The 25,793-nt window shown below is 55.1% G+C and carries 29 protein-coding genes and 1 other RNA gene; 17 read left to right on the top strand and 13 right to left on the bottom strand.

Annotated elements, in window-relative coordinates:
- From NYE85_RS09905 to smpB, 3 genes are all read right to left on the bottom strand, one after another.
- The coding region (locus NYE85_RS09905) for an integrase arm-type DNA-binding domain-containing protein (protein ID WP_259004546.1) at nucleotides 1–415 on the bottom strand (415 nt) is incomplete at its 3' end.
- A gap of 166 nt (nucleotides 416–581) precedes the next feature.
- Nucleotides 582–945, bottom strand: a transfer-messenger RNA (tmRNA) gene (ssrA, locus tag NYE85_RS09910).
- A gap of 50 nt (nucleotides 946–995) precedes the next feature.
- Nucleotides 996–1,478, bottom strand: coding sequence for an SsrA-binding protein SmpB (smpB, locus tag NYE85_RS09915; protein WP_004959495.1), 483 nt, complete (start codon nucleotides 1,476–1,478; stop codon nucleotides 996–998).
- A 161-nt stretch (nucleotides 1,479–1,639) separates the two neighbouring features.
- Here smpB and NYE85_RS09920 point away from each other — a divergent pair, with 161 nt between their 5' ends.
- Complete coding sequence (locus tag NYE85_RS09920; RefSeq protein ID WP_004959498.1) at nucleotides 1,640–2,074, top strand: type II toxin-antitoxin system RatA family toxin; 435 nt, start codon at nucleotides 1,640–1,642, stop codon at nucleotides 2,072–2,074.
- Complete coding sequence (locus NYE85_RS09925; protein WP_259004548.1) at nucleotides 2,067–2,351, top strand: RnfH family protein; 285 nt, start codon at nucleotides 2,067–2,069, stop codon at nucleotides 2,349–2,351. Before NYE85_RS09920 ends, NYE85_RS09925 begins: the two co-directional genes overlap by 8 nt.
- Nucleotides 2,352–2,481: 130 nt before the next feature.
- Here NYE85_RS09925 and bamE read toward each other — a convergent pair whose 3' ends face one another.
- From bamE to nadK, 3 genes are all read right to left on the bottom strand, one after another.
- Entirely contained in the window at nucleotides 2,482–2,820 is a 339-nt protein-coding gene (bamE, locus tag NYE85_RS09930) for an outer membrane protein assembly factor BamE (protein WP_039991831.1), read from the bottom strand.
- 168 nt (nucleotides 2,821–2,988) lie between these two features.
- A complete protein-coding gene (gene recN / locus NYE85_RS09935) occupies nucleotides 2,989–4,650 on the bottom strand; it encodes a DNA repair protein RecN (RefSeq protein WP_259004549.1) in 1,662 nt (553 codons plus the stop codon).
- Between the two features lie 86 nt (nucleotides 4,651–4,736).
- Nucleotides 4,737–5,615: an NAD(+) kinase gene (gene nadK, locus NYE85_RS09940; protein WP_088499764.1), complete on the bottom strand. Its 879-nt coding sequence runs from the start codon at nucleotides 5,613–5,615 to the stop codon at nucleotides 4,737–4,739.
- Between the two features lie 124 nt (nucleotides 5,616–5,739).
- On the opposite strand from nadK, the gene grpE reads away from it, so the two are divergent.
- Entirely contained in the window at nucleotides 5,740–6,321 is a 582-nt protein-coding gene (gene grpE / locus NYE85_RS09945) for a nucleotide exchange factor GrpE (protein ID WP_259004551.1), read from the top strand.
- A 49-nt stretch (nucleotides 6,322–6,370) separates the two neighbouring features.
- Here grpE and ung read toward each other — a convergent pair whose 3' ends face one another.
- Complete coding sequence (gene ung / locus NYE85_RS09950) at nucleotides 6,371–7,066, bottom strand: uracil-DNA glycosylase (RefSeq protein WP_259004553.1); 696 nt, start codon at nucleotides 7,064–7,066, stop codon at nucleotides 6,371–6,373.
- 352 nt (nucleotides 7,067–7,418) lie between these two features.
- Between ung and grcA the strand changes: the two genes are divergently transcribed.
- Nucleotides 7,419–7,802, top strand: coding sequence for an autonomous glycyl radical cofactor GrcA (gene grcA, locus NYE85_RS09955; protein WP_039991834.1), 384 nt, complete (start codon nucleotides 7,419–7,421; stop codon nucleotides 7,800–7,802).
- 103 nt (nucleotides 7,803–7,905) lie between these two features.
- On the opposite strand, the gene srmB is transcribed toward grcA, so the two are convergent.
- Entirely contained in the window at nucleotides 7,906–9,228 is a 1,323-nt protein-coding gene (gene srmB, locus NYE85_RS09960; protein WP_259004554.1) for an ATP-dependent RNA helicase SrmB, read from the bottom strand.
- A 131-nt stretch (nucleotides 9,229–9,359) separates the two neighbouring features.
- Here srmB and NYE85_RS09965 point away from each other — a divergent pair, with 131 nt between their 5' ends.
- Nucleotides 9,360–10,106: a tRNA(1)(Val) (adenine(37)-N(6))-methyltransferase TrmN gene (locus tag NYE85_RS09965; protein ID WP_405050660.1), complete on the top strand. Its 747-nt coding sequence runs from the start codon at nucleotides 9,360–9,362 to the stop codon at nucleotides 10,104–10,106.
- Nucleotides 10,107–10,141: 35 nt separating this feature from the next.
- Here the strand turns inward: NYE85_RS09965 and nadB are convergent, their stop codons facing one another.
- Complete coding sequence (gene nadB, locus NYE85_RS09970) at nucleotides 10,142–11,743, bottom strand: L-aspartate oxidase (RefSeq protein ID WP_259004555.1); 1,602 nt, start codon at nucleotides 11,741–11,743, stop codon at nucleotides 10,142–10,144.
- Nucleotides 11,744–11,957: 214 nt separating this feature from the next.
- Here nadB and rpoE point away from each other — a divergent pair, with 214 nt between their 5' ends.
- From rpoE to rseC, 4 genes are read left to right on the top strand one after another with little or no spacing between them, the layout of a single operon-like run.
- Nucleotides 11,958–12,533 (top strand): RNA polymerase sigma factor RpoE, encoded by a 576-nt coding sequence (gene rpoE, locus NYE85_RS09975; RefSeq protein ID WP_004959528.1) that lies wholly within the window; start codon nucleotides 11,958–11,960, stop codon nucleotides 12,531–12,533.
- 30 nt (nucleotides 12,534–12,563) lie between these two features.
- On the top strand, nucleotides 12,564–13,220 hold the full coding sequence (rseA, locus tag NYE85_RS09980; protein ID WP_259004556.1) for an anti-sigma-E factor RseA: 657 nt from the start codon (nucleotides 12,564–12,566) through the stop codon (nucleotides 13,218–13,220).
- Nucleotides 13,220–14,176: a sigma-E factor regulatory protein RseB gene (gene rseB / locus NYE85_RS09985; protein ID WP_259004557.1), complete on the top strand. Its 957-nt coding sequence runs from the start codon at nucleotides 13,220–13,222 to the stop codon at nucleotides 14,174–14,176. Before rseA ends, rseB begins: the two co-directional genes overlap by 1 nt.
- Nucleotides 14,173–14,649: a SoxR-reducing system protein RseC gene (gene rseC / locus NYE85_RS09990; RefSeq protein WP_259004558.1), complete on the top strand. Its 477-nt coding sequence runs from the start codon at nucleotides 14,173–14,175 to the stop codon at nucleotides 14,647–14,649. Before rseB ends, rseC begins: the two co-directional genes overlap by 4 nt.
- Here rseC and NYE85_RS09995 read toward each other — a convergent pair.
- Nucleotides 14,646–15,497 carry a hypothetical protein gene (locus NYE85_RS09995; RefSeq protein ID WP_259004559.1) on the bottom strand — a complete coding sequence of 284 codons (852 nt, stop codon included), beginning with the start codon at nucleotides 15,495–15,497 and terminating at the stop codon, nucleotides 14,646–14,648. The two genes, rseC and NYE85_RS09995, sit on opposite strands and share 4 nt — an antisense overlap.
- Before the next feature lie 921 nt (nucleotides 15,498–16,418).
- Nucleotides 16,419–16,604: a hypothetical protein gene (locus tag NYE85_RS10000; protein ID WP_259004560.1), complete on the bottom strand. Its 186-nt coding sequence runs from the start codon at nucleotides 16,602–16,604 to the stop codon at nucleotides 16,419–16,421.
- A gap of 419 nt (nucleotides 16,605–17,023) precedes the next feature.
- On the opposite strand from NYE85_RS10000, the gene lepA reads away from it, so the two are divergent.
- The 7 genes from lepA to acpS all read left to right on the top strand — a co-directional run bounded on the left by lepA (nucleotide 17,024) and on the right by acpS (nucleotide 23,523).
- The gene (gene lepA / locus NYE85_RS10005; protein WP_004959545.1) at nucleotides 17,024–18,823 is read left to right on the top strand and encodes a translation elongation factor 4; all 1,800 of its coding nucleotides are present in this window, start codon (nucleotides 17,024–17,026) and stop codon (nucleotides 18,821–18,823) included.
- A 31-nt stretch (nucleotides 18,824–18,854) separates the two neighbouring features.
- The gene (gene lepB / locus NYE85_RS10010; RefSeq protein ID WP_259004563.1) at nucleotides 18,855–19,832 is read left to right on the top strand and encodes a signal peptidase I; all 978 of its coding nucleotides are present in this window, start codon (nucleotides 18,855–18,857) and stop codon (nucleotides 19,830–19,832) included.
- A gap of 182 nt (nucleotides 19,833–20,014) precedes the next feature.
- Nucleotides 20,015–20,695 (top strand): ribonuclease III, encoded by a 681-nt coding sequence (rnc, locus tag NYE85_RS10015; protein WP_004929158.1) that lies wholly within the window; start codon nucleotides 20,015–20,017, stop codon nucleotides 20,693–20,695.
- Nucleotides 20,692–21,600 carry a GTPase Era gene (gene era / locus NYE85_RS10020; protein WP_004959552.1) on the top strand — a complete coding sequence of 303 codons (909 nt, stop codon included), beginning with the start codon at nucleotides 20,692–20,694 and terminating at the stop codon, nucleotides 21,598–21,600. Before rnc ends, era begins: the two co-directional genes overlap by 4 nt.
- A gap of 6 nt (nucleotides 21,601–21,606) precedes the next feature.
- Entirely contained in the window at nucleotides 21,607–22,338 is a 732-nt protein-coding gene (gene recO, locus NYE85_RS10025) for a DNA repair protein RecO (protein WP_259004572.1), read from the top strand.
- 73 nt (nucleotides 22,339–22,411) lie between these two features.
- Complete coding sequence (gene pdxJ / locus NYE85_RS10030) at nucleotides 22,412–23,143, top strand: pyridoxine 5'-phosphate synthase (protein WP_259004574.1); 732 nt, start codon at nucleotides 22,412–22,414, stop codon at nucleotides 23,141–23,143.
- Nucleotides 23,143–23,523 (top strand): holo-ACP synthase, encoded by a 381-nt coding sequence (acpS, locus tag NYE85_RS10035; RefSeq protein ID WP_259004575.1) that lies wholly within the window; start codon nucleotides 23,143–23,145, stop codon nucleotides 23,521–23,523. Before pdxJ ends, acpS begins: the two co-directional genes overlap by 1 nt.
- A gap of 42 nt (nucleotides 23,524–23,565) precedes the next feature.
- Here acpS and NYE85_RS10040 read toward each other — a convergent pair whose 3' ends face one another.
- On the bottom strand, nucleotides 23,566–23,826 hold the full coding sequence (locus tag NYE85_RS10040; protein ID WP_259004577.1) for a YfhL family 4Fe-4S dicluster ferredoxin: 261 nt from the start codon (nucleotides 23,824–23,826) through the stop codon (nucleotides 23,566–23,568).
- A 54-nt stretch (nucleotides 23,827–23,880) separates the two neighbouring features.
- A complete protein-coding gene (locus NYE85_RS10045; RefSeq protein WP_259004578.1) occupies nucleotides 23,881–24,729 on the bottom strand; it encodes a MurR/RpiR family transcriptional regulator in 849 nt (282 codons plus the stop codon).
- A 167-nt stretch (nucleotides 24,730–24,896) separates the two neighbouring features.
- Between NYE85_RS10045 and murQ the strand changes: the two genes are divergently transcribed.
- Complete coding sequence (gene murQ / locus NYE85_RS10050) at nucleotides 24,897–25,790, top strand: N-acetylmuramic acid 6-phosphate etherase (protein ID WP_259004579.1); 894 nt, start codon at nucleotides 24,897–24,899, stop codon at nucleotides 25,788–25,790.
- Nucleotides 25,791–25,793: the final 3 nt, after the last annotated feature.

The raw sequence follows: 25,793 nt of genomic DNA on the forward strand, positions 1-25,793 counted from the left end.
GACTACGCCATATATCTTTTGCATAGTCTTCCGTTATTTCAGCGGTTTTTATCTTCTCATCTAACCACTTTCGGGCAACAGCTTGTAGCGTATGCTCCGTGGCATCTTTCAGAGCGTTAGTTTTTTCAGTGATGTGGGCTTGAGGGTCAATACCATTAGCAAGCAAAGACAGATATTCATCACGTAAAGCTCTTGCCTTTGCTAATGAGAGGTGAGGGTAGGTTCCCAAGCTCATCTTAGTGCGCTTCTTGGTCACTGGTACTGGATATCTGAGATACCAGTTCTTCTTCCCTCCTTTTGATGAAGGAGCGATTCGTAGCAGTAGCCCATCACCATCGAAGAGATTGATCTCTTTGTCTGCTGGCTTGGTGTTTTTGATTTCAGTGTCTGTGAGTTTTTTAGTCTGCCTTGCCATGTATTGGACCCTCAAATTATTGGACCCAACCGGTGGGTCCATATAAGGGTCCCATAATGCGTAGCTTCTAGCAATTCTCAGTAGACTTCGCTAGACATGAAAAAGGCCGCAACCCTTGCGAGGTGCGGCCTTGATAGTCTTTAGTAGACTTTGTTTTACTAAAAAGTGGTGGAGCTGGGGGGATTTGAACCCCCGTCCGAAATTACTACACCGTCGGCACTACATGCTTAGTCCAATCTTTACATTCGCCGGTCAGCTGCGGATGGACACGCCACTAACAAACTATCCTGATTGGGTTTAACGCTTCAGCCCCAGGCAAGGCATCCACGCGATCTCTTTTAGGTTTGACCTCTCTTGATCCCCGTCCTAAGAGCGGAGGCTAGGGAGAGAGGGCTCTGAGCAGGGTATTAAGCTGCTAAAGCGTAGTTTTCGTCGTTTGCGACTATTTTTTTGCGGCTTTTTACGAGGCCAACCGCCCCTCGGCATGCTCCTAGGGCTTCGCAAATCCCGTCGAATCCAGAATCAGCCCCAAGTAACTAATCGGCATTATATCAGAAGTCTGCGCCGTAACGCCAGTGGCTTAACGGTTTGCGTGCTTCATGATACGGGCTTTCGCCGTTTGCCATTCACGATCCTTGATGTTATCGCGCTTATCGTGTTCTTTCTTACCCTTGGCCACGCCAATCTTCAGCTTGACCCAGGCATTTTTCCAATACATTGACAGGGCGACAACGGTGTAGCCCTCGCGGTTGACGCGGCCGAGCAGTGAATCCAGTTCACGCTTGTTCAGCAACAGCTTGCGCGAACGGGTTGGATCGCATACCACATGCGACGACGCCACGTTCAGTGGCGTAATGGTGGCGCCAAACAGATAGGCTTCACCGTCGCGGAAGGTAATGTAACTGTCGCTGATGTTGGCCTTGCCTGCGCGCAGCGATTTAACTTCCCACCCTTGCAGGGACAGGCCAGCCTCGAATTCGTCTTCGATGAAGTATTCAAAGCGGGCACGCTTGTTTTGCGCAATGGTGGCTGAGCCGGGTTTGTATGCTTTTTTCTTTGTCATAGTGCGTTCATTATACTGGATGCGCCAGCGAAAGAAATCCTTTAGCGTTCAATGCCTGAGCAAATTTTCTCATTTTTGCCGGTGGCAGGGCGTAGCAGATTTTTTGTCTGAAGCCAGATAAATGTTATTATCTGTACGTTTTATGTTTCACAGGAAATGATATGCCCCAGATTAGTCGTTCTGCCTTGGTGCCTTTTAGCGCCCAGCAGATGTACCAGTTGGTTAACGATGTTCATTCTTATCCCGATTTCTTGCCTGGTTGTACCGGTAGCCGGGTGCTTGACGCTTCCGCTAACCAGATGACCGCAGCGGTTGACGTTGCCAAGGCGGGGATCAGCAAGACGTTTACCACGCGCAACACGCTGCAGGATAACCACAGCATTAATATGCAGCTGGTTGATGGTCCGTTCCGCAAACTGATGGGCGGTTGGCAGTTTACGCCGCTGAGCCCGGAGGCCTGCAAGGTTGAATTGCACCTGGACTTCGAATTCACCAATAAATTGATTGAGCTGGCGTTCGGCAAGGTATTCAAAGAGCTGGCTGGCAGCATGGTTCAGGCCTTCACGCAGCGTGCAAAAGAGGTCTACAGTGTCTGAGATACGCGTAGAGGTGGTGTATGCACTACCGGAACGGCAGTATCTGCAACAGGTTACGTTAGACGCCGGCAGCAGCGTTGAGCAGGCCATTGTGGCGTCCGGCCTGTTGGAATTACGTAAAGATATCGATTTGCACAGCAACAAGCTGGGAATTTACAGCCGGCCGGCAAAATTGGCCGATGTACTTAACGACGGCGACCGGGTTGAAATCTACCGGCCTTTGATTGCCGATCCCAAGGAACTGCGCCGGCAACGGGCAGAGAAAGCAAAAAAATAAGGCGCTCCAGGCGCCTTATTTCTTACCAAAACCCGCCAGATAGCGCATTAACCGCTGTTCCGAGTTGCAGCCTGTCACTGTCATGCAAGAGACGGCGCTTCTCGCATGGGCCGGAAAAGGATCGGACGGATTATTTGGTCAGCGCCGGCTTGTTCTGGATATCGGTCAGAACGCCTGCGCTGTCAAAGGTCAGCGTCAGCGTTTGCTGCGTAATCTTTTCATGGCCAGGCTGTTGGCGGAACACGTAGAACCAGGTCTGGGTCCCGAAAGGGTCTTGCAGCATCGGGGTTCCGAGAGTGTAAGCGACTTGCTGCTGGGTCATACCCTTGTGGATTTTTGCCACGTCCGTTGCCGTCAGGTAATTGCCCTGATTGATGTCGGGGCGGTAAACCACTTTTTCAAAAGTAGAACAGCCTGCGGTCAGCATCACAAGAGCCACAGCGGCAGCAGTCAGCATTTTACAGCGCATAGTAATCACATTCCTTTAGGGCATAGGATGCCGATGATAATAGACCTTGCAGCAGTTGGAAACCGGAAATCTACCGGTTACTCCTTCATCTTTCACGTTGTTGCATTGAAATCGTCCGGGTTGCAGCGCTAAAGTCAGACCGCAGGAATGCAAAAAAGTTGGGCTTTTTTATGCCGCAAGCAGCTCCTTGGCGTTGGCCAACGTATTTTTTGTTACCTCGCTGCCGCCAAGCAGTCGCGCCAACTCTTGCAGACGGGCGCGTTTGTCCAGCGGCGACATCTGCGTTTCGGTTTCCGTGCCGTCGGTTTGCTTGCTGACAAAGAAGTGTTGATGACCACAACCGGCCACCTGTGGCAGGTGAGTCACGCACATAACCTGGGTTGACTCGCCCAGTTGACGCAGCAAACGCCCGACGATGGCCGCCGTTGGGCCGCTGATTCCCACATCCACCTCATCGAAAATCAGCGCCGGGGTTTCCATTTTGCGCGCGGTAATCACCTGAATTGCCAGGGCGATGCGTGAAAGCTCGCCGCCGGAAGCAACTTTGGCCAGCGCCTGCATTGGTTGCCCCGGGTTGGTGGACACGCGGAACTCAACGCGGCTGGCGCCTTCGACCCCCAGATGTTCCGGTTCAAAGTGTACGTCAATGCAAAACTGGCCGTGCGGCATCGACAGCGCATGCATGCTTTCGGTAATCAGGTGAGTCAGTTCGTCGGCATACTGCTGACGCTTTTGATGCAGCTGTTGCGCCAACGCCAGCGCCTGCTGGTGATGTAGCGAAACGGCCTCGCTCAAATGCTGCTGATCGCTTTCCTGCTGTGAAAGCTGTTGCTGTTCATCCAGCAGTTGCTGATGCAACAACGGCAGTTCCTCCGGCGCGACATGGTGCTTGCGCGCCAGACTGATTTGCCGCGAAATGCGTTGTTCCAGCTCGTGCAGCCGATTGGGATCCAGATCCATCCGCTCAGCGTAATGACGCAGTTCATCGCTGGCCTCGCTGATCTGGATCGACGCCTCTTCCAGCATGTCGAGCAGGCTGGAAAGCCTGTCGTCCATGCCGATCAGCTCAACCAGCAGCTGTTTGGAACTGTATAACTGGCTGAGCATGTTGTGCTCGTCGTCATCGGCCAGTAATTGCAGCGCGTGCTGGCTGAGGGTCAAGAGTTGGCCGCTGTTCGCCAGACGTTTGTATTCTGCGTCGATCTGCTCAAATTCGCCGCTCTGCGGTGCGAACTCGTTGAGCTCTTTCAATTGGTATTGCAGCAGTTGCCGGCGCGCGTCACGTTCTATGGACTGTTGCTGATGATGCGCCAGCTCACGGCAGCTTTGGTGCCATTGCTGATAAGCATGACGCATGGCCAGCAGCAGCGTGGGTTCGCCGACGTAGGCATCAAGCAGGGATTTTTGGTGTTCGGGTTTTAGCAACAGTTGATGTGCATGCTGGCCGTGGATCTGGATAAGACGCTGGCCCAGTTCGCGCAGTTGCGACAGGGGCACCGAGATGCCGTTGATAAAGCCGCGCGAACGGCCGTCGGTACCGATAACCCGTCGCAGCAGGCATTCGTCGTTATTGTCTAGATGGTTCTGTTCTAGCCATTCACGGGCGGAGGGGGTATCCGCCAGCGAGAAGCGGGCGCACAGATCGGCGCGGGAGGCTCCCTGCCGCACGGCATTACCGTCGGCGCGACTGCCGAGGCACAGACCCAGTGCATCAATGGCAATTGACTTACCGGCACCGGTTTCACCGGTAATCGCCGTCATACCCGGTTGAAAGTCGATTTCCAACTCACGAACGATAGCAAAATTGTTGATGGTTAATTGCGCCAGCATGAGAACCTTCCTGTGCATAAACACATGACTGTAGTTCCATACAGTATAAACTGGTTTTATATACAGTAAAGTGGCTGGCGTAAATTTTAGAACAATTTTTTTGACCACCCGAGCTTGGTGCTTAAGGTATTGAAATAGCTGTAATCCTTTGGATGAATAAGATTCAGGTGATAATCACTGCGGCGTATCAGTACTTCTTCGCCTTCCTGAATCGGCAGTGCTATCTGGCTGTCGCAGCTGATTTCCAGATCGCTGCTGATATGGGAAAACTTCAGCCGAATGGTACTGTCGCCATTGATCACCAACGGGCGGGCAGACAAGGTGTGCGGGAACATCGGCACCAGGGCAATCGCTTCCAGCGAGGGCGTCAGAATCGGGCCGCCGGCAGACAGCGAATAGGCCGTCGAACCGGTCGGCGTGGCGATGATCAGGCCGTCGGAGCGCTGTGAAAAGGCAAAACTATCGTCGATATATACTTCAAATTCAATCATATGCGCGACTTTTCCGGGGTGCAGTACCACCTCGTTGATCGCCGTGCTGATGCGGCATTGCTGGTGTTGACGATGAACGATGGTTTCCAGCAGGAAACGCTTTTCGTCGATGTATTCGCCTTCCAGCACGTCAGCCAGCTGTTGCAGCGCATTGTCGGGATCCAGATCGGTCAGGAAGCCCAGATTGCCGCGATTGACGCCAATCACCTTGATGTCGTAACGCGCCAGCACGCGCGCCGCGCCGAGCATGTTGCCGTCGCCGCCTACCACCACTGCCAGATCGGCCTGCTGGCCAATCTCCGCCAGGCTGCCGGTCACCGCGTCTTTCAGGCCCAAATCCTTGGCGATCTGCTGTTCGATCAGCACCGAGTAACCACGGGCGACCAACCAGTGAAACAGCATTTCGTGGGTGGCCAACGCCGAGGGGTGACGCGGGTGGCCAACAATGCCAATACATGCGAATTTTTTATTCATTGTTGTGATTTTCCTCACCGGAGCCAGATTATGCCCCACATTGTGACCGGTTGACTTGAAACCCCGATTTTGATCCCCATAATAAGCCAAGTTGCGAGATTAATGCTAAAACGCGGAGATATTCATGAGTAGTAAAGAACACAAGACGCCAAACGAGCAAGTCTCGGAAGAAATGGAAAACGTTCAGCACGAAGAACAGCAGCCGGAAGCAGCGGAAGGTGTCGATCTGCGTGATCAACGCATTGCCGAGCTGGAAGCTCAACTGGCAGAAGCTCAGCAACGCGAGCGCGATAGCCTGCTGCGCGCCAAGGCCGAGATGGAAAACGTTCGTCGCCGCACCGAACTGGATATCGAAAAAGCGCACAAGTTCGCGTTGGAGAAGTTTTCCGCCGATCTGTTACCGGTGATCGATAACCTGGAGCGCGCGCTGGAACTGGCCGATCGCAATAACCCGGAACTGGCTGCAATGATCGAAGGCATCGAACTGACGCTGAAGTCGTTGCAGGACGCAGTACGTAAATACGGCATTGAAATCGTTGGCGATGTCGACGTGCCGTTCAACCCGGACGTGCACCAGGCGATGAGCCTGATGGAATCAGACCAACACCAGCCAAACCACGTAATGATGGTGATGCAGAAAGGCTACACGCTGAACGGCCGTTTGCTACGCCCGGCGATGGTGGCGGTATCAAAAGCCAAAGCCTGACGGTTTCTGATGAAACAAGGCACCTGCGGGTGCCTTTTTTGCGTCTGGATTAGGCCGGTTCTACACTGTCGGGCAACTGCGGCGTCCAATCGATCGGCGTCAATCCCTGCTGTTCCAGCAATTGGTTGGTCTGCGAGAAATGATGGCAGCCAAGGAAACCACGGTGGGCGGAAAGCGGCGACGGGTGCGGGGCTTTCAGTACGTGGTGACGCTGACGATCGATAAAGTTGCCTTTCTTCTGCGCGTGCGATCCCCATAGTAAAAAGATGACGCCTTGGCGATTTTCGTTCAGCGCAGCGATCACTTTATCGGTGAAGGTTTCCCAACCCAGCCTGGCGTGGGAGTGCGCCTGACCGGCCTCGACGGTGAGTACGGTATTGAGCAGCAGCACGCCTTGCTCCGCCCAGCTTTGCAGACAGCCGTGACTCGGGCGCTCAAAACCGGCAATGTCGCTGGACAACTCTTTGTAGATGTTCACCAGCGAAGGCGGCACCGCGACGCCGGGGCGCACCGAAAACGCCAGACCATGTGCCTGATTCGGGCCATGGTAGGGATCCTGGCCGAGGATGACGACTTTGACATCCGCCAGTTCGGTAAAGCGAAACGCATTGAAAACGTCTTTTTGCGGCGGGTAGACGATCTTGCCGGCCTGACGCTCTGCGGCAACAAAGGCGAGCGTTTCAATAAAATAGGGTTGCTCTTTTTCCTTTCCGATGACGTCATGCCAGGTGAGGGAGGTGGTCATTAACGCTCTCCTTTGTTTTTGTTAGCAATTAATTAGCTATAGCTTACCGTTTACGCCCCGCGAGTGAAACCGCTCTTTCTTGCCCCAAACGCGGCGTTGTCGCAGTGGCTTTCAATTTTTTTTGAATATTTACAAAACTAATTGTGTTTGGCCAAAGGGAGAATATTGATATAAAACAAAAATTTGCCGATGTCGCGATGCAGGGCGTCCGGTGAGAATTGATTTTAATCAAGGAATTGCCGCCGTCGGGCTGGTATACAGAATGATATGGCAACGGGTTTTTACCTATTGGGTGGGACCCGGTTTGGGTTTTATTCATAATAATTTTTCGCCCTTGTACGGAGGCAACAATATGATCACCGGTATTCAAATCACCAAAGCCAGCAATCAGGCGCTGGTTAACTCTTTCTGGCTGCTGGATGACGAAAAGTCAGAAGCGCGTTGCGTTTGCGCCAAAGCCGATTATGCGGAAGATCAAATCGTCCCGGTAACCGAACTGGGGCAGATCGAATACCGCGAAATCCCGATGGAACTGCAACCTACCGTGCGCGTAGAGGGCGGCCAGCATCTGAATGTTAACGTGCTGAGCCGTGAAACGCTGGAAGATGCGGTGCAAAACCCGGAAAAATACCCGCAATTGACTATTCGCGTTTCTGGCTATGCGGTGCGCTTCAACTCGTTAACCCCAGAGCAACAGCGTGACGTTATTACCCGCACCTTCACCGAAAGCCTGTAACTGGCCCTGACGTTGACGGCATTCGTTCGTTGATACGCCACTTGCCGCAGGCATAAAAAAACCGCCGTTGCTATGGCGGTTTTTTATTGCTGCGAGTTATTGATTACTTGCCGCTGTCTTCAGGCTTCGCTTTGGCCTGACGACGCTTGCCAACGTTTTTGGCGTCGCGGTGGCGCACCTTCACTTTGGCTTTTTCTTTGTTCTTTTCTTTGCTCTCAGCGCGCTTGGCCAGCACCTTCTTGGACGGTTTACCGTTGCTCTTTTCGCTTGGCGGCTTGGTGCTTGGACGCAGCTCATCAATCACCCGCGCTTTCAGCGGTTCATTGAGATAACGCCCCACCTTGCCCAGCAGCAGATGATCGTGCGCTTCCACCAGTGAAATGGCGGTGCCCTTGCGACCGGCACGTCCGGTACGACCAATGCGATGCAGATAGGTATCGGCGGTACGCGGCATGTCAAAGTTGAACACGTGGGTGATATCGAGAATATCCAGACCGCGTGCCGCAACGTCGGTGGCCACCAGCACGTTGACACGGCCGTCCATCATGCGTTTTACCGCTTCGTTGCGCTTGGCCTGGACCATTTCTCCTTCGAGATAGCAGGTGTTGATGCCAGCCTCACGCAGCCAGGTAGCCAGTTCATGTACCCGTTCACGCTTGCGCACGAAGATCACCGACTTTTGCACATCCGGCTGTTGCAGTAGATGAACCAGCAGCGCGGTTTTATGCTTGACGTCGTCGGCACGGTAGTACCATTGCAAAATCTTTTTGCGTTCGCGGCGGGAAGGATCGGCTTCTACTTCCACCGGCTCTTTCAAAATGCGCTCGGCAAATTCGCGGATGGCTTCGCCTTCCAGCGTGGCGGAAAACAGCAGCGTCTGGTTACGCCAGCGGGTTTCAGCCGAAATGGTTTCGATATCCTGCGCGAAGCCCATGTCCAGCATGCGGTCGGCTTCGTCGAGGATCAGCGTTTCTACCGCGCGGCAGTCAAAGTTTTCTTCTTTAATGTATTGCAGCAGGCGGCCGGTGGTCGCGACCACCACGTCCTGATTTTCGCTGAACACTTCCGCGTGGTTCATATACGCCACGCCGCCGGTAATGGTGGCGATGTCCAACGAGGTATGAGCAGCCAGTTCACGCGCCTGATCGGCGACCTGCATTGCCAGTTCACGCGTTGGGGTCAGGATCAGCACGCGCGGTGGGCCGGATTTTTTACGTGGAAAATCCAGCAGGTGCTGCAATACCGGCAGCAGGAATGCGGCGGTCTTACCGGTGCCGGTTGGCGCCGAACCCAATACGTCACGCCCGTCCATGGCCGGCGGAATGGCTGCGGCCTGAATGGCGGTTGGGCGGTCGTAGCCTTTATCGCGCAGGGCGCTAATCAGGCGTTCATCGAGATCGAGTTCGGAAAAATTGGTTGCTGTCATGGTCTACCTCTACTTGGGGCGCCGATTATAGACGGGTTGGCCGCCGGGTTCACCCTTTTTAAGGAAAGCATCTCTTTTACCCACTAGCAGATTGCCTTATGCTACGCCAGTTTTCTAGCCGGATGGTCAATGTGAGCAGTCAATCAAAAGCCGATTTCAAACCGCGACGCGGTGGTTTTACCTTCAAGCAATTCTTCGTTGGTCACGATCGCTGTGCGATGAAAGTCGGCACCGACGGCGTGCTGCTTGGTGCCTGGGCGCCGCTGGCGCAGACCGGCCGGGTGCTGGATATCGGCTGCGGCAGTGGGTTGATCGCCTTGATGCTGGCGCAGCGCTCGCCGGCTGAGATACATATTGATGCGGTGGAACTGGATACCGCTGCCGCCGAACAGGCGCAGGAAAACGTTCTGCTATCGCCGTGGCCGCAACGTATCAGGGTTCATGCGCAGAATATCGAGGATTTCGCCCAGCGTTACGCCGGGCGCTATGCGCTGATCGTCAGCAATCCGCCATACTTTGAGCCGTCGGTGGCCTGCCGCGATCGGGCGCGAGACACCGCACGCTATACCGAGACCTTGCCCCATGACCGGCTACTGGATTGCGCGCAGCGCTTGCTGGGCGACAACGGCCAACTGTGCGTGGTGCTGCCGTATGCCATCGGCGAGGCGTTCACCGCCGATGCACAGCGGCGCGGCTGGCATATGGCGCAGCGGGTGAACGTCAGCGATCGGCCGCAGACGCCGCGCCACCGTATGCTGCTGTCGTTGACGCGTGAACCGCAGCGCCGTGTGGAATACGATCTGGCGATCAAGCAGGCCGACGGCAGCTACAGCGACGCATTCCGCGCGCTGATTGCCGACTTTTATCTGTTCTATTAATTAACCGGGACGCCGCTGGCGCCCCGATTCGTAGATCAGGGTTGCAGGATCGTCGGGCGCGAGTCTGGCAGCAGATCCGGATAGTCCAGCGTATAATGCAGGCCACGGCTTTCCTTGCGCGCCATGGCGCTGCGCACGATCAGCTCCGCCACCTGAACCAGATTGCGCAGTTCCAGCAGGTTGTTGGAGATGCGAAAGTTGGCGTAATACTCATCGATTTCCTGTTGCAGGGTATTGATGCGGCGCAAGGCGCGCTCCAGGCGTTTGGTGGTGCGCACGATGCCGACATAATCCCACATGAACAACCGCAGCTCGTGCCAGTTGTGCTGAATCACCACGCGTTCGTCGGAGTCATCGACGCGGCTTTCATCCCAATGGGGAAGCTGCCTGGCCAGCGTAATGAACGGCAGGCGGGTAATGATGTCTTCCGCCGCCGACCAGCCGTAAACCAGACATTCCAGTAAAGAGTTCGATGCCATGCGGTTGGCGCCGTGCAGGCCGGTGTAGCTGACTTCGCCAATGGCATACAGGCCGTCCAGATCGGTGCGGCCATGTTGGTCGACCATCACTCCGCCACAGGTGTAGTGAGCGGCTGGAACGATCGGGATCGGCTGTTTTGTCAGATCAAAGCCCAACGTCAGCAATTTTTCATGGATCATCGGGAAATGCTGGGTGATGAATTCTGCCGGTTTATGGCTGATATCCAGATACATACAGTCGGCGCCGAGGCGCTTCATTTCATGATCGATGGCGCGTGCCACGATGTCGCGAGGCGCCAGCTCACCTCGTGGATCGAAGTCCGGCATGAAACGGCTGCCGTCCGGGCGCTTCAGATAGGCGCCTTCACCGCGCAGCGCTTCGGTCAGCAGAAAATTACGCGCTTGCGGGTGGAACAGGCAGGTGGGATGAAACTGGTTAAACTCCAGGTTCGCCACCCGACAGCCGGCGCGCCATGCCATGGCGATACCATCGCCGGAGGAGATATCCGGATTGGTAGTGTATTGGTAAACCTTGGCGGCGCCGCCGGTAGCCAGTACCACGGTTTTGGCGCGATAGGTTTCCACCTGCTCGCGCTCACGGTTCCAGACATACGCCCCGACGACGCGACGGGTACCCGGCAGGCCAATCTTGTTCGAGGTGATCAGGTCAACCGCGTTGCGGCGCTCCATCACGCAAATATTCGGGTGGGCGCTTGCTTTCCCTACCAGGGTAGTCTCTACTTCCTTACCGGTGGCATCGGCAGCGTGCAGGATGCGGCGATGGCTGTGACCGCCTTCGCGCGTCAGGTGATAACGTTCTTCACCCTGTGCGTTGGTTTCGGTATCGAACAGTACACCCTGGTCGATCAGCCACTGTACGCAGTGGCGAGCGTTGCCGGCGATAAATTCAACCGCGTCTTTGTCACACAATCCGGCACCGGCAATCAGCGTGTCATCAACGTGTGAGGCAATACTGTCCGTTTCATCAAATACCGCGGCGATCCCACCCTGGGCATAAAAGGTGGCGCCTTCGTTGAGTGGGCCTTTGCTCAGCACGGTAACCTTGCAATGCTGCGCCAGTCGCAGGGCCAGTGACAGGCCCGCCGCGCCGCTGCCGACGATCAGTACATCACTGACATGTTCATATGATGGTTGCATAACGTATGATGTGTGCAGAAGAAGAGTGAAAATCATGTTAGCCTACTTGTCCGGGCAAAAGCCACGGATAGGGCGACATCTACAGAAAAAACAATGGCGGTATGGAACTTCAGGTTTCATATGAACTCCAAGCGAGTGCTTGCTCAGGAAAATAACGTATGGCTGGCAGTACAATTTCACGCGTGGAGACAGATTTGGGGAGAATTTACCTCGGATGAGCGAGCAGTTAACGGATCAGGTGCTGGTTGAACGGGTCCAAAAGGGTGACCAGAAATCGTTTAACTTACTGGTAGTACGTTACCAGCATAAAGTTGCGAGTCTCGTTTCCCGCTATGTGCCGCAGGGCGATGTGCCGGATGTGGTGCAGGAATCGTTTATTAAAGCCTATCGCGCGCTGGAATCATTCCGCGGCGACAGCGCCTTTTACACCTGGTTATATCGAATCGCTGTCAATACAGCAAAAAATTATCTGGTTGCTCAGGGGCGGCGTCCACCGGCAAGTGATGTGGATGCCAACGATGCGGAAAACTTTGAAAGTGCAGGCGCACTAAAAGAAATTTCGAACCCTGAGAACTTAATGTTGTCTGAAGAGTTGAGACAGATAGTTTTCCGTACCATTGAGTCACTCCCGGAGGATCTTCGCATGGCGATTACCCTGCGTGAGCTGGATGGTCTAAGCTACGAAGAGATAGCAGCCATCATGGATTGCCCGGTCGGAACCGTACGTTCGCGTATTTTCCGCGCCCGGGAGGCTATCGATAATAAAGTTCAACCGCTGATTCAGCGTTAGCGATGGCGGGCACAGGAAGGGTACTTAGGCATGCAGAAAGAAAAGCTTTCCGCTCTGATGGATGGTGAATCACTCGACAACGAACTGCTCAGTTCGTTATCCAAAGATCGTGTGCTTCAGCAAAGCTGGCAGAGCTATCACCTGATACGTGATACGTTACGTGGTGATGTCGGACAAGTCATTCATCTCGACATCGCCGAACGCGTTGCTGCTGCATTGGAGAAAGAACCCGCGCGTCTGGTTCCTTCAGCAGTGCCTGAATCTCAGCCGCAACCACATACCTGGCAAAAAATGCCGTTCTGGCATAAGGTGCGTCCATGGGCAACCCAGTTGACCCAGGTGGGCGTTGCGGCCTGTGTGTCGCTGGCGGTGATCGTCGGCGTACAGCATTACAATCAACCTGCGGCAACCGAGCAGGGTAGCGCGGAAGCGCCGGTGTTCAACACCTTGCCAATCATGGGGCAGCCGTCACCGGTGAGCCTGGGCGTGCCGGCCGACAGTTTTTCTACCGGCAGCGGCCAACAGCAGCAGGTGCAGGAACAGCGCAAACGTATCAACGCCATGTTGCAAGACTATGAACTGCAACGCCGTTTACATTCGGATCAGTTACAACTTGAACACGGTAACCCGCAGCAAGCGGCAGTTCAGGTTCCAGGAACCCAGTCTTTAGGAATGCAACAGCAGTAATGAAGCAACTTTGGTTCTCCGTTTGTCTATTGACGGGTAGCCTGCTCTATTCAAACATCGCCCCGGCGCAGACCGCGTCCGGGGCGTTGTTACAACAAATGAGCAGCGCCAGCCGTTCACTCAATTATGAACTCGCCTATATCAGCATCAGTAAACAGGGGATTGAATCGCTACGCTATCGTCATGCGGTGATCGATCAACAACCCCTGGGTCAACTGTTGCACATGGACGGCCCGCGTCGCGAAGTGTTACAGCGCGGCGATGGCATCAGCTATTTCGAACCCGGGTTGGAGCCCTTCACGTTAACCGGCGACCATATTGTCGACGCGTTACCGGCCCTGGTGTATGCCGACTTTGACCGTCTGGCGAAATACTACGACTTTATCTCCGTCGGCCGTACGCGCATTTCCGATCGCCCGTGTGAGGTGATTCGCGTGGTGGCGCGTGACGGTTCGCGTTACAGCTATATCGTATGGATGGACGTAGATACCAAGCTGCCGCTCCGGGTCGATTTGCTCGATCGCGATGGCGAAACGCTGGAACAGTTTCGCGTCATTTCGTTCGTGGTTGGCGCCGAAGTGCAGAACATCATGCAGGGCCTGCTGAAGGTCAACCTGCCGCCTTTGCTGTCGCTGCCTGCGGCCGAAAAGGTCAATCTAAGCTGGAACACCGGCTGGCTGCCGGCTGGGGTGAGCGAAGTGGCGCGCAATCGTCGCAAGTTGCCAAACGTATCGGTACCGGTAGAATCACGTTTGTACAGCGACGGACTGTTCAGCTTCTCGGTTAATGTCAGCCCGAGTGGCGCCGGCGCTGGCCAACAGTTTTATCGGCAAGGGCGGCGTACCATACAAAGTATCGTGCGTAACGGTCACGAGATCATCATCGTCGGTGAATTGCCGCCATCTACGGCCAAGCGTATTGCTGACAGCATCACCTTCAAGGTAGCAGCACAATGATGAAAGAATGGGCCACGGTAGTGTCGTGGCAACAGGGCGTGGCACTATTGCGTTGTGAACCCAAAGCCGGCTGCGGCAGTTGTCATGCCCGTTCGGGCTGCGGCGCGCGGGCGCTGAATGAACTGGTGCCGGAAACCGAGCACCAGCTGCGGGTACACACCGATCAGCCATTGGAGCCGGGACAGCGCATTGAAGTCGGTATCGCCGAAGGCAGTCTGCTGCGCTCGGCAATGCTGGTATATCTCACGCCGTTGATCGGCATGATGCTGGGGGGCGGCTTATTGCAGCTATGGCTGGGCAGCGACGCTGCGGCGGCGATCGGCGCCTTGGTTGGCGGTATGGGCGCTTTCTTGCTGGCGCGCAGGTTGGCGCGGCGGCTGGGCGAGCAAGATGCCTATCAGCCGATCGTACTGCAAATCGGCTTGCCACCGACGGCACTGCGCCTGCAGGCCGATAACCCCCTTCCTCACTAGAACGCTTGCTGCGTCACCGCCGGATTACGGTAGGCGGGGATGCGGTTGGCAATCATATGCTCCAGCAGCGCGATGAAGAGATCGGCGCTCAGCAGCGAAAAATAACACAACGTCACCAGCGTCTGACCTTGGTCGTTCAGCAGATGGATCTTTCCTTGCTCAGAATCGGTCACCTGCGAATGTATCTGCTCAATGGCGATATTGCCCTGCGGCGTTGACAGGGTCTTGGCGCTCAAATGCAGCGTTTGGCCTTGCAGTCGCTGCAAATCGCCGCGTAGCAGCAAACTCAGCCAGCGTGCTTTGCAATTCTGGTAGCGGAAATCGATGACCTCACCTTGATACAAGGCGTTCAGTGACATTGCGCCGCGTAGCTGAATTTGCTGATTAATGATGGTATCTCGCAACGTCCAGGCATGAGATACATTGCTGAATACCGTGCACCATGGCTGATCGGCCGCGGTGCGAAAGGCCATCGCTTCGCATAATCCACCGCATAGCCCGCCGAGTAACGGTATGCCACGGAAACGATAGATATCGGTGATTTTCTCAAACGGGATAAAGCGCTCTTTATGATTATGATTATTGACCACCCGAACGCCATGTTCATATAGCCGGTAGCTGAACGCAGGCCGCAGGAAATGCCGCAGCGCCAGTAGGATACAGCCGAGTAAAATCGTCGCTGCGCCGGTTTGCAATAGGGTCAATACGCCGCTTTCTTCCATGTTGCTCATCAGCGGTAACAACAACAGAGCACCGCCGGTGGTTAACAGCAGCGCTGCCGCCGCCAGAATGCCCCAGTTGACCTTTGAAAAATCGTGCCGGCTCAGCATTTGCCCTTTATCGATCATTACGCACCTTCCAATCAACCTACAGAGATATGCTGATGAACTCCGCTGGGCATGCCGAGGTAGAGCCCTGTTTAATATTTGTTACGGAGTTCTGCCTCCTTTCTATAGGAGGCGGGGCAGGGGCGTATATGGGTTTTTTCCTAAAGCGGGAGAGACACTTATCGCGCTGCGTTAGCCAATGGCAACAGCACCGAGGTGTTAGCAATGCGCGGTATTTGTAACAAAATTGCCGGGATAAAGTGGGACGGCGCCGCGGTGTTTTGCCGCGTGGTCATTCTTTGCGTAAAGAACCGACATTAAAATAATTCAGCTCTGAGAATTGCCTGATAGCAAGGGATTTGACCTGGTTGTGAGGTGTTTTCAATTCTACGGCAAACGCTTGGGGAAAACTCAAGCAGTTTCCGTGCTGCGAAGTAGTACAGAATAATCGACAAACTGCGGAGAGGGAGCTGGATAAATATATTTTAATCCTCATTGGCTGGCAGACTCGGCAGCCGATCGCCATGGATTTGAATAAATCTAATGCCGGCATATGAATAAGATATAAAGAATTATAATAGGCGCCAATATTAACCTGCGCGGAGGGGAGCTTGAGACCATGCTCCCTAGTCAGTAAGGCGACAATTAACGTCAGGGCGAAGAAGATGTAAAAATAGAGTTCGTATCCCAGAGGCCACGAGACTAAAAGCGCACCTCAGCCATATAATAAGGTGCGATATTATTGGGATCCAACGGGAGCAACGGATAGGACTTCAGCACATTGGTTAGGGAAAACTCTGGCCCCAGTCAGGTTCCGGAAGCGCGGTTATAGCCAATCGCCATGCTCAACAGTGAAAACACCATAAAATAAACAGGATAAGCCCTAAAGACGCGTTTGATGGTGAAATCTACCATGGGATAAGGCAGTAATCTTTTGGTGAATTAGGCAATAATAAAGCCACTGATGATAAAAAGCATCTCTACGCTGAACGTGGCATTTAGCGTAAGATAATCCATAAACGCACCTCTGTTAATAACGCCAGAAAGAGAACTGTTATAGCCGAATGCTATAATCAGCGCTGCAACACCCCATAATAGCCGTATGCGCTCAATATTATTGTTGCTCATTATAGGCTTTAGCTAATAATAAAAATAATGCTCTGGCGATCGACGCAGGTGTTTATATTGTTGTTTTAAAATTTGGTTAAAATGAATTGTCGATTTGGCGTGTTTTGTAAGCCTGATTCAGATCCACTGGGTTTTTTTAATGGTTTTTACCAATATGTCCATCATTAATGCCAGACTGGCGTCAGCATTACCAATGGGAACCGTGCGTAAGGCGTATATCATATTGGCAGTAAAACATAAAAAGTAGGGTTTTTTAATGCACAATAATCGACAGGGACTTCCGTTGCCGGCCTCCTTTCGCACGGCGCTCTTACAGTGTAAGATGCGTCACATTCTATGTGGGTAGTTTGGGTTTCGTATCCATCGCTGCGTCCACCGATCAAATACTTAAGCGCTTAATTAGAGAAAACATTAATTAAATGAAGCACATAAGAAACTTTTCTATTATTGCCCACATTGACCACGGTAAGTCGACGCTGTCCGACCGTATTATCCAGATTTGCGGCGGCCTGACCGAGCGTGAAATGGCCGCGCAGGTTCTGGACTCTATGGATCTGGAACGTGAACGTGGTATCACCATCAAGGCGCAAAGCGTGACGCTGGATTACAAGGCGCTGGATGGTCAAACCTATCAGCTTAACTTTATCGATACTCCCGGTCACGTTGACTTCTCCTATGAAGTCTCCCGCTCGCTGGCGGCCTGCGAAGGCGCGCTGCTGGTGGTAGATGCCGGCCAGGGCGTAGAAGCGCAGACGCTGGCCAACTGCTATACCGCGATCGAAATGGATCTGGAAGTGGTGCCGGTGCTGAACAAAATTGACCTGCCGGCGGCCGATCCGGATCGTGCAGCGCAGGAAATCGAAGATATCGTCGGCATCGATGCCACCGACGCGGTGCGCTGCTCGGCCAAGACCGGCGTTGGCGTGCCGGAAGTCCTGGAGCGTCTGGTGCGTGATATTCCGCCGCCGGAAGGCGATCCGGAAGCGCCATTGCAGGCGCTGATCATCGACTCCTGGTTTGATAACTATCTGGGCGTGGTGTCACTGGTGCGTATCAAGAACGGCACCATGCGCAAAGGCGACAAGATCAAGGTGATGAGCACCGGGCAGGTGTACAACGCCGATCGTCTGGGGATCTTCACGCCGAAGCGCGTCGACCGCGATGTGCTGAACTGCGGCGAAGTGGGTTGGCTGGTGTGTGCCATCAAGGACATACTCGGCGCGCCGGTCGGCGATACCCTGACGCTGTCCCGCCAGCCGGCGGACAAGCCGCTGCCGGGCTTCAAAAAAGTGAAGCCGCAGGTTTACGCCGGCCTGTTCCCGATAAGCTCCGACGACTACGAAGCCTTCCGCGATGCGCTGGGCAAGCTGAGCCTGAACGATGCCTCGCTGTTCTACGAACCGGAAAGCTCCACCGCGCTGGGCTTCGGCTTCCGCTGTGGTTTCCTGGGCTTGCTGCACATGGAGATCATTCAGGAACGTCTGGAGCGCGAATACGATCTGGATCTGATCACCACCGCTCCGACGGTGGTCTATCAGGTGGAAACCACCGGCGGTGAAACGGTGTACGTCGACAGCCCATCCAAGCTGCCGCCGTTGAACAACATTGCCGAACTGCGTGAACCGATCGCCGAATGTCATATGCTGATGCCACAAGAATACCTCGGCAACGTCATCACGCTGTGTGTGGAAAAACGCGGTGTGCAGACCAACATGGTCTATCACGGCAACCAGGTGGCGCTGACCTACGAAATTCCAATGGCGGAAGTGGTGCTCGACTTCTTCGACCGTCTGAAGTCGACGTCACGTGGCTATGCGTCACTGGATTATAACTTCAAACGCTTCCAGGCCTCCGACATGGTGCGGGTCGACGTATTGATCAACGGCGAGCGTGTGGATGCACTGGCGCTGATCACTCACCGTGACAACTCGCAGTATCGCGGGCGTGACCTGGTGGAAAAAATGAAAGAGCTGATCCCGCGTCAGCAATTCGACATTGCGATTCAGGCGGCGATCGGCACGCACATTATTGCGCGTTCAACGGTCAAACAGCTGCGCAAGAACGTATTGGCGAAGTGCTACGGCGGTGACGTCAGCCGTAAGAAAAAGCTGTTGCAGAAACAGAAAGACGGTAAGAAACGTATGAAGCAGGTGGGTAACGTCGAGTTGCCGCAGGAAGCGTTCCTGGCCATTCTGCACGTTGGCAAAGACGGTAAGTAAGAGCGAAAGCTCACGTAACTAGGGAGTTTGCATGGCGAATATGTTTGCCCTGATCCTGGCAGTTGCTACGCTGGTGACCGGGATCATCTGGTGCTTTGAGCGCTTTAAATGGGCTCCGGCACGCCGGGCGAAAATCGCAGCGGTCAACGCGCAGACCGCAGGCGCGGTGGACGAAAAAACGCTGGCGAAAGTGGCCAAGCAACCGGGCTGGGTTGAAACCGGGGCATCGGTGTTCCCGGTGTTGCTGGTGGTGTTCGTGGTGCGTTCGTTTATCTACGAGCCGTTCCAGATCCCATCAGGGTCGATGATGCCGACGCTGTTGATCGGCGATTTTATTCTGGTGGAGAAATATGCCTACGGCATTAAAGATCCGATTACCCAGACTACGCTGATTGAAACCGGTCATCCGAAGCGTGGCGATATTGCGGTATTCAAATATCCGCTCGATCCGAAGCTGGACTATATCAAGCGTGTGGTCGGCTTGCCGGGCGATCGCGTGTCATACGATCCGGTGAACAAACGCGTGACGGTACAGCCGGTGTGCAATACCGATCGACCGTGTGACAAAGCGCTGGCAGTGACCTATAACGACGCACAGCCAAGCGACTTCGTGCAGATGTTCAGCCGTAGCGGCGCCGGCGAAGCCAGCAATGGTTTCTACAATATCCCGCTGAGCGACAACGTGCCGCAGGGCGGTATCCGTCTGCGCGAGCGTAATGAAACGCTGGGCAACGTCACTCATTCGGTGCTGACCGTTCCTGGCACCCAGGATCAGGTGGGTGCGTACTATCAGCAGCCAGGCCAGCAATTGGCTGAATGGGTAGTGCCGGCCGGCCATTACTTCATGATGGGCGATAACCGTGATAACAGCGCTGACAGCCGTTACTGGGGATTCGTGCCGGAGAAGAACCTGGTGGGCAAAGCCACGGCTATCTGGATGAGTTTTGAAAAACAGGAAGGTGAGTGGCCGACCGGCGTACGTTTGAGCCGTATTGGCGGAATTCATTAATCTTGCGCGTATAAACGCAGCATAATAATTTCTTCCGTTGTAGAATACCTTTCTGAGCGATAAAAGTTGGCTCCCTGTTGGGAGCCACTGCAAACGAAACAGCTTTGGATCGGCTCTCGACGAAGCAGGCCTGTTCCGTGTGCTGCAAAGTTTTTGACGCATTCTTGATCTATTGGTAACTCATGAACCCCATCGTAATAAACAGGCTGCAGCGGAAGCTGGGCTACACTTTTCAACAGCAGGAGCTCTTGCTGCAAGCGTTGACTCACCGCAGCGCCAGCAGTAAACACAATGAACGTCTTGAGTTTCTGGGTGACTCTATCCTGAGTTTCGTCATCGCCAATGCGCTTTATCACCGCTTCCCGCGCGTTGATGAAGGCGACATGAGCCGCATGCGCGCCACGCTGGTGCGCGGAAACACGCTGGCGGAAATGGCGCGTGAGTTCGATCTGGGCGAATGCCTGCGCCTTGGGCCGGGAGAACTGAAAAGTGGTGGTTTCCGCCGCGAGTCGATTCTGGCGGATACGGTGGAAGCATTGATTGGCGGCGTGTTCCTGGACAGTGATATCCAGACCGTTGAACGACTGATTCTGGACTGGTATCGCAGCCGACTGGACGAAATCAGCCCCGGTGATAAGCAGAAAGACCCAAAAACCCGTTTGCAGGAGTTTTTACAAGGTCGACATCTGCCGTTGCCTTCTTATCTGGTGGTGCAGGTTCGCGGTGAAGCGCACGATCAGGAATTTACCATCCACTGCCAGGTGAGCGGTTTGAGCGAGCCCGTTGTGGGCACTGGCTCGAGTCGCCGTAAAGCCGAGCAGGCGGCAGCGGAACAAGCGCTGAAAAAGCTGGAGCTTGAATGAGCGAAGAAACACAATACTGCGGATTTATCGCGATCGTTGGTCGTCCAAACGTGGGCAAATCCACGTTGTTGAACCAACTGCTGGGGCAAAAGGTCTCCATTACTTCGCGTAAGCCGCAAACCACGCGCCACCGCATCATGGGTATTCACACCGAAGGGCCTTATCAGGCGATTTACGTCGATACTCCCGGGCTGCATATCGAAGAAAAACGCGCCATCAACCGTTTGATGAACCGCGCCGCCAGCAGTTCGATCGGTGACGTTGAGCTGGTTATCTTCGTGGTTGAAGGCACCAACTGGACCGCCGACGACGAAATGGTGGTCAATAAGCTGCGCAGCCTGAAATGCCCGGTACTGTTGGCTATCAACAAGGTCGACAACGTGGCTGACAAAGGCAAGCTGCTGCCGCATATCGCTTTCTTGAGCCAGCAGATGAACTTCCTCGACGTGGTGCCAATTTCTGCCGAGAAAGGCATGAACGTGGACACCATCGCCGGCATCGTGCGCAAACTGTTGCCGGAAGCGGAGCATCACTTCCCGGAAGATTACATCACCGATCGTTCCCAGCGCTTTATGGCGTCGGAGATCATTCGCGAAAAGCTGATGCGTTTCCTCGGTGAAGAACTGCCGTATTCGGTCACGGTCGAAATCGAACAGTTCGTCGCCAACGATCGCGGTGGCTATGATGTCCATGGCCTGATCCTGGTTGAACGCGAAGGCCAGAAGAAAATGGTCATCGGCAATAAAGGCTCGAAGATCAAAACCATCGGCATCGAAGCCCGCCAGGATATGGAACAGATGTTTGAAGCCAAAGTGCATCTGGAACTGTGGGTGAAGGTAAAATCCGGCTGGGCGGACGACGAACGTGCGCTGCGTAGCCTGGGCTATGTCGACGATCTGAAGTAACTTCCGATGGAAGGCTGGCAGCGCGCTTTCGTCCTGCATGGGCGGCCGTACAGTGAAACCAGCCTGATGCTGGATCTGTTCACCGAAGGCCACGGACGGGTGCGCTTGCTGGCAAAAGGCGCGCGCAGCCGCCGTTCCAATCTAAAGGGGTGCCTGCAACCCTTTACTCCTCTGTTAGTCCGCTGGGGCGGGCGTGGCGACATCAAGACGCTGCGCAATGCCGAAGCGGTTTCCCTTGGCTTACCGCTCAGCGGCATGATGCTCTACAGCGGCCTGTACGTGAACGAACTGCTGTCGCGGGTTCTGGAACAGGAAGCCGACTATTCGCTGCTGTTTTTCGACTATCTGCAATGTTTGCAGGCGTTGGCGGCCGCCGAACGTTCACCGGAACAGGCCTTGCGCCAGTTCGAGCTGGCCCTGCTGCACCACCTGGGTTACGGCGTCGACTTCCTGCACTGTGCTGGCAGCGGTGAGCCGGTTGACGACGGTATGACCTACCGCTATCGCGAAGAAAAGGGCTTTATTGCCAGTCTGGTGGTGGACCATTACAGCTTTACCGGGCGTGAACTGCGCGCGCTGGCCGAGCGCCAGTTTCCCGACGCCGATACTCTGCGTGCCGCCAAGCGCTTCACCCGTATGGCATTAAAACCCTATCTGGGCGGCAAACCGCTTAAAAGCCGCGAACTGTTTCGTCAATTTGTGCGCAAGCAGCCCGATACGCCGGTCGACGACGCGTAATCCGCTTTCTGCTTTTGCGCTTTTCCTGCTGCGTGTAAACTGCTGACACTGAAATCGTAATCTAGAGGTTGTCATGGCTGATTTGCTGCTCGGCGTTAATATCGATCATATTGCCACCCTGCGTAACGCGCGCGGAACCCAGTACCCCGATCCGGTGCAGGCGGCGTTTAGCGCCGAACAGGCCGGCGCGGACGGCATTACCGTTCACCTGCGCGAAGACCGTCGTCATATTACCGATCGTGACGTACGTATTCTGCGCCAGACCATCCAGACCCGTATGAACCTGGAAATGGCGGTGACCGATGAAATGCTGGATATCGCCTGCGAACTACGGCCACATTTTTGCTGCCTGGTGCCGGAAAAGCGCGAAGAAGTGACCACCGAAGGCGGGCTGGACGTGGCGGGGCAGTTGGACAAAATGACGCTGGCGGTTGAGCGTTTGACCCAGGCCGGCATTCAGGTTTCGCTGTTTATCGACCCGGACCACCGGCAGATTGATGCTGCGGTGGCGGTAGGCGCGCCGTATATCGAAATTCATACCGGTGCCTATGCACAGGCGCAGGGCGAGCTGGCGGTGCAGGCCGAACTGAAGCGCATCGCTCAGGCGGCGCACTACGCGGCGCAAAAAGGCCTGAAGGTCAACGCCGGGCACGGTTTGACCTACCATAACGTGCAGCCGATCGCAGCGCTGCCGGAAATGCATGAGTTGAATATCGGCCATGCGATTATCGGCCAGGCGGTGATCGGCGGCCTGTCTGCCGCGGTCAGCGACATGAAGCTGCTGATGCGGGAAGCGCGTCGCTAATGGCAGTGCTGGGCCTAGGTACCGACATTGTCGAGATGGCGCGCATCGAAGCGGTGGTGGAGCGCAGCGGCGATCGTTTGGCACGGCGGGTGTTGAGCGATGCGGAATGGGCGGTGTATCAGCAGCATCAGCAGCCGGTGCGCTTTCTGGCCAAACGCTTTGCGGTCAAAGAGGCAGCCGCCAAGGCGTTTGGTACCGGCATTCGCAACGGCCTGGCCTTCAATCAGTTTGAAGTGTTCAATGATGGCCTGGGCAAGCCAAATATCCGCCTGCACGCGCGCGCAGCCGAGCTGGCGCAGGAGATGGGAGTGAGCTCAATTCACGTCTCGCTGGCTGACGAACGGCGCTATGCCTGTGCGACGGTGATTATCGAAGGTTGACTTCAGACGGGCGCGGCGAGCGGCGCCCGGTTACCGGCAAGCTTACAGCCGGTCCGCGTGGTGCAAAACCACAAACTTGTCCCACAGCTGTTCCTGACTTTCCAACCGGCCGGGATCGATAATGATGGTGTTATCGATCGGGCACACCTGCTGGCAGGTCGGCGTCTCGTAATGTCCAACGCATTCGGTGCAGCGATCGGCGTCTATCTGGTAGATATCCTCGCCCATCGAGATCGCCTGATTCGGGCACTCTGGTTCACACATGTCACAGTTGATACATTTGTGTGTGATTAACAGGGCCATAAACTATCTCTCATCATTTTTAAGGGTATTTAAGCGGAGCGCGAATTATACGCCTCATACCAGTTTTTTCATTAACTGTTCGCTGTGTTTTATCCGATCGCGTGCGTGGTCTAAATCATGCTGGATCAGCGCCATGAACAGCAGGTCGGTGAGCGCGTACTGCGCGGTACTGGACGAGATTGCGGCGCTGCGGGTATTGGGCTCTTCCGCAATGGTATACAGGCAGTGATCGGCGCGCTGTTGCAGGCCGTTGGGGGAAAAGCAGGTCAGAGCCAGTACCTGCGCACCGGCGATACGGGCTTCTTCGGCGGCCAGGTTGATTTCACGCCGTTCGCCGCTGAACGAAATGGCCACCAGTAAATCCTGTTTGTCCAGCGCCTGCACCGCCGCCAGCTGGACGTGCATATCCGATTCGGCAACTGCCATCACGCCAAGCTTGAGTAGTTTGAAGGAAAAGTCTTTCGCCACCAGCCCGGATGCGCCAATGCCCATCAGTATTACCCTGCGTGCCGCGCGCAGCATACTTAACGCCTGGTGCAGCCGTTCTTCGCTGTTGATATCCAGCGTGGCGCGCAGGGCCGCGTGCTTTTCCACCAGTAATTTTTCACCGACGGTTTTGAGCGCGTCGCTGCTGAGTATCTGGTTATGTACCGTGACTACCGGGGCGCTTTGCGGCTGGGCGAGGGTTTCACTTAGCGCCAGTTTCAACGCCGGGAAGCCTTTATAGCCCATTTTCTGGGCAAACTTGACTACGCTGGACTGGCTGACGCCAGCCACTTTAGCCAGCGTTTGCGAGCTGAGATGACGCGCCTGCTCGGCGTTGTGCAGCAGGAAATCGGCCAGCTTGCGATCGTTCTGCGCCAGTGCAGGATACATTTGGCGAATGCGAAGAAGGGTGCTCATTATTTATTCCTTGATGTCAGTCGGCATTCTGCCACGTTGAGCATGAAAACGCGCAGCGAAAATTTTTTGTGAGCTCCCCGTTAAAATAGCAAATAGTGCTCGCTTTGTTGAATAAAATATTCAAGTATTGGATCAACATTGTGAATTAAAAATTCAAAGGTGATGAAATGAACCTGGGCGCATTGGTATCTGAAACCCGTAACCCGGCAACGCTGCGGCTGGACGAAATGTCCACGCTGGAGATGGTGACCTGTTTTAATCATGAAGATCGCAAAGTGCCTTTGGCGATCGAACCGGTATTGCCACAGATCGCGCAGGCGGTGGATCTGACTGCGACGGCATTGCAGGCCGGCGGTCGGCTGATCTATCTCGGCGCCGGCACCAGCGGTCGCCTGGGGGTGCTGGATGCATCGGAATGCCCGCCGACCTTTGGCGTACCGCACGGCGTGGTGGTCGGACTGATCGCTGGCGGGCCGGGCGCGCTACTGAAGGCGGTGGAAGGGGCGGAAGACGACGCCGATCTGGGTGAGCGCGATCTGCGCGATCTGCAACTGACCGCGACCGATATGGTGATTGGGCTGGCGGCATCTGGCCGTACGCCGTACGTGATAGGCGCCTTGCGCTATGCGCGCCAGTTGGGATGCCCGACGGCGGCAATTTCCTGCAACCCGGATTCGCCGATTGCCCAAGAGGCACAGGTGGCGATTTCACCGGTGGTCGGCCCGGAAGCCCTGACCGGTTCGACCCGCATGAAGTCCGGCACGGCGCAAAAACTGGTGCTGAACATGATCTCCACCGGGGCGATGGTCAAGCTGGGCAAGGTGTATCAGAACCTGATGGTCGATGTTAAGGCGACCAACGTCAAATTGGTCGATCGCGCCTGTCGCATTGTGACCGAGGCTACCGGCGCCGACCGTAGCCAGGCGGAGGCGGCTTTGGCGCAAACCGGCTTTGAGGTCAAACCGGCGATCCTGATGATACTGGCCGAGGTCAGCGCTGACGAAGCGCAGCGGCGTTTGCAACGGCACCACGGCTTCTTGCGTGCGGCACTGGCGGGTTAATCC

This window comes from Serratia sp. AKBS12, assembly GCF_024793895.1.
GTDB lineage: Bacteria > Pseudomonadota > Gammaproteobacteria > Enterobacterales > Enterobacteriaceae > Serratia_F.

Bases quoted from the DNA above. Each gene is read 5' to 3' on its own strand.
- rnc (WP_004929158.1), top strand. From the start codon at position 20,015: ATGAACCCCATCGTAATAAACAGGCTGCAGCGGAAGCTGGGCTACACT.
- grcA (WP_039991834.1), top strand. From the start codon at position 7,419: ATGATCACCGGTATTCAAATCACCAAAGCCAGCAATCAGGCGCTGGTT.
- rseB (WP_259004557.1), top strand. From the start codon at position 13,220: ATGAAGCAACTTTGGTTCTCCGTTTGTCTATTGACGGGTAGCCTGCTC.
- NYE85_RS09920 (WP_004959498.1), top strand. From the start codon at position 1,640: ATGCCCCAGATTAGTCGTTCTGCCTTGGTGCCTTTTAGCGCCCAGCAG.
- bamE (WP_039991831.1), bottom strand. From the start codon at position 2,820: ATGCGCTGTAAAATGCTGACTGCTGCCGCTGTGGCTCTTGTGATGCTG.
- pdxJ (WP_259004574.1), top strand. From the start codon at position 22,412: ATGGCTGATTTGCTGCTCGGCGTTAATATCGATCATATTGCCACCCTG.
- rseA (WP_259004556.1), top strand. From the start codon at position 12,564: ATGCAGAAAGAAAAGCTTTCCGCTCTGATGGATGGTGAATCACTCGAC.
- rpoE (WP_004959528.1), top strand. From the start codon at position 11,958: ATGAGCGAGCAGTTAACGGATCAGGTGCTGGTTGAACGGGTCCAAAAG.
- acpS (WP_259004575.1), top strand. From the start codon at position 23,143: ATGGCAGTGCTGGGCCTAGGTACCGACATTGTCGAGATGGCGCGCATC.
- nadK (WP_088499764.1), bottom strand. From the start codon at position 5,615: ATGAATAAAAAATTCGCATGTATTGGCATTGTTGGCCACCCGCGTCAC.
- grpE (WP_259004551.1), top strand. From the start codon at position 5,740: ATGAGTAGTAAAGAACACAAGACGCCAAACGAGCAAGTCTCGGAAGAA.
- ung (WP_259004553.1), bottom strand. From the start codon at position 7,066: ATGACCACCTCCCTCACCTGGCATGACGTCATCGGAAAGGAAAAAGAG.
- NYE85_RS10000 (WP_259004560.1), bottom strand. From the start codon at position 16,604: ATGAGCAACAATAATATTGAGCGCATACGGCTATTATGGGGTGTTGCA.
- recN (WP_259004549.1), bottom strand. From the start codon at position 4,650: ATGCTGGCGCAATTAACCATCAACAATTTTGCTATCGTTCGTGAGTTG.
- NYE85_RS10040 (WP_259004577.1), bottom strand. From the start codon at position 23,826: ATGGCCCTGTTAATCACACACAAATGTATCAACTGTGACATGTGTGAA.
- srmB (WP_259004554.1), bottom strand. From the start codon at position 9,228: ATGACAGCAACCAATTTTTCCGAACTCGATCTCGATGAACGCCTGATT.
- smpB (WP_004959495.1), bottom strand. From the start codon at position 1,478: ATGACAAAGAAAAAAGCATACAAACCCGGCTCAGCCACCATTGCGCAA.
- lepA (WP_004959545.1), top strand. From the start codon at position 17,024: ATGAAGCACATAAGAAACTTTTCTATTATTGCCCACATTGACCACGGT.
- murQ (WP_259004579.1), top strand. From the start codon at position 24,897: ATGAACCTGGGCGCATTGGTATCTGAAACCCGTAACCCGGCAACGCTG.
- NYE85_RS10045 (WP_259004578.1), bottom strand. From the start codon at position 24,729: ATGAGCACCCTTCTTCGCATTCGCCAAATGTATCCTGCACTGGCGCAG.
- era (WP_004959552.1), top strand. From the start codon at position 20,692: ATGAGCGAAGAAACACAATACTGCGGATTTATCGCGATCGTTGGTCGT.
- recO (WP_259004572.1), top strand. From the start codon at position 21,607: ATGGAAGGCTGGCAGCGCGCTTTCGTCCTGCATGGGCGGCCGTACAGT.
- nadB (WP_259004555.1), bottom strand. From the start codon at position 11,743: ATGCAACCATCATATGAACATGTCAGTGATGTACTGATCGTCGGCAGC.
- lepB (WP_259004563.1), top strand. From the start codon at position 18,855: ATGGCGAATATGTTTGCCCTGATCCTGGCAGTTGCTACGCTGGTGACC.
- rseC (WP_259004558.1), top strand. From the start codon at position 14,173: ATGATGAAAGAATGGGCCACGGTAGTGTCGTGGCAACAGGGCGTGGCA.
- NYE85_RS09995 (WP_259004559.1), bottom strand. From the start codon at position 15,497: ATGATCGATAAAGGGCAAATGCTGAGCCGGCACGATTTTTCAAAGGTC.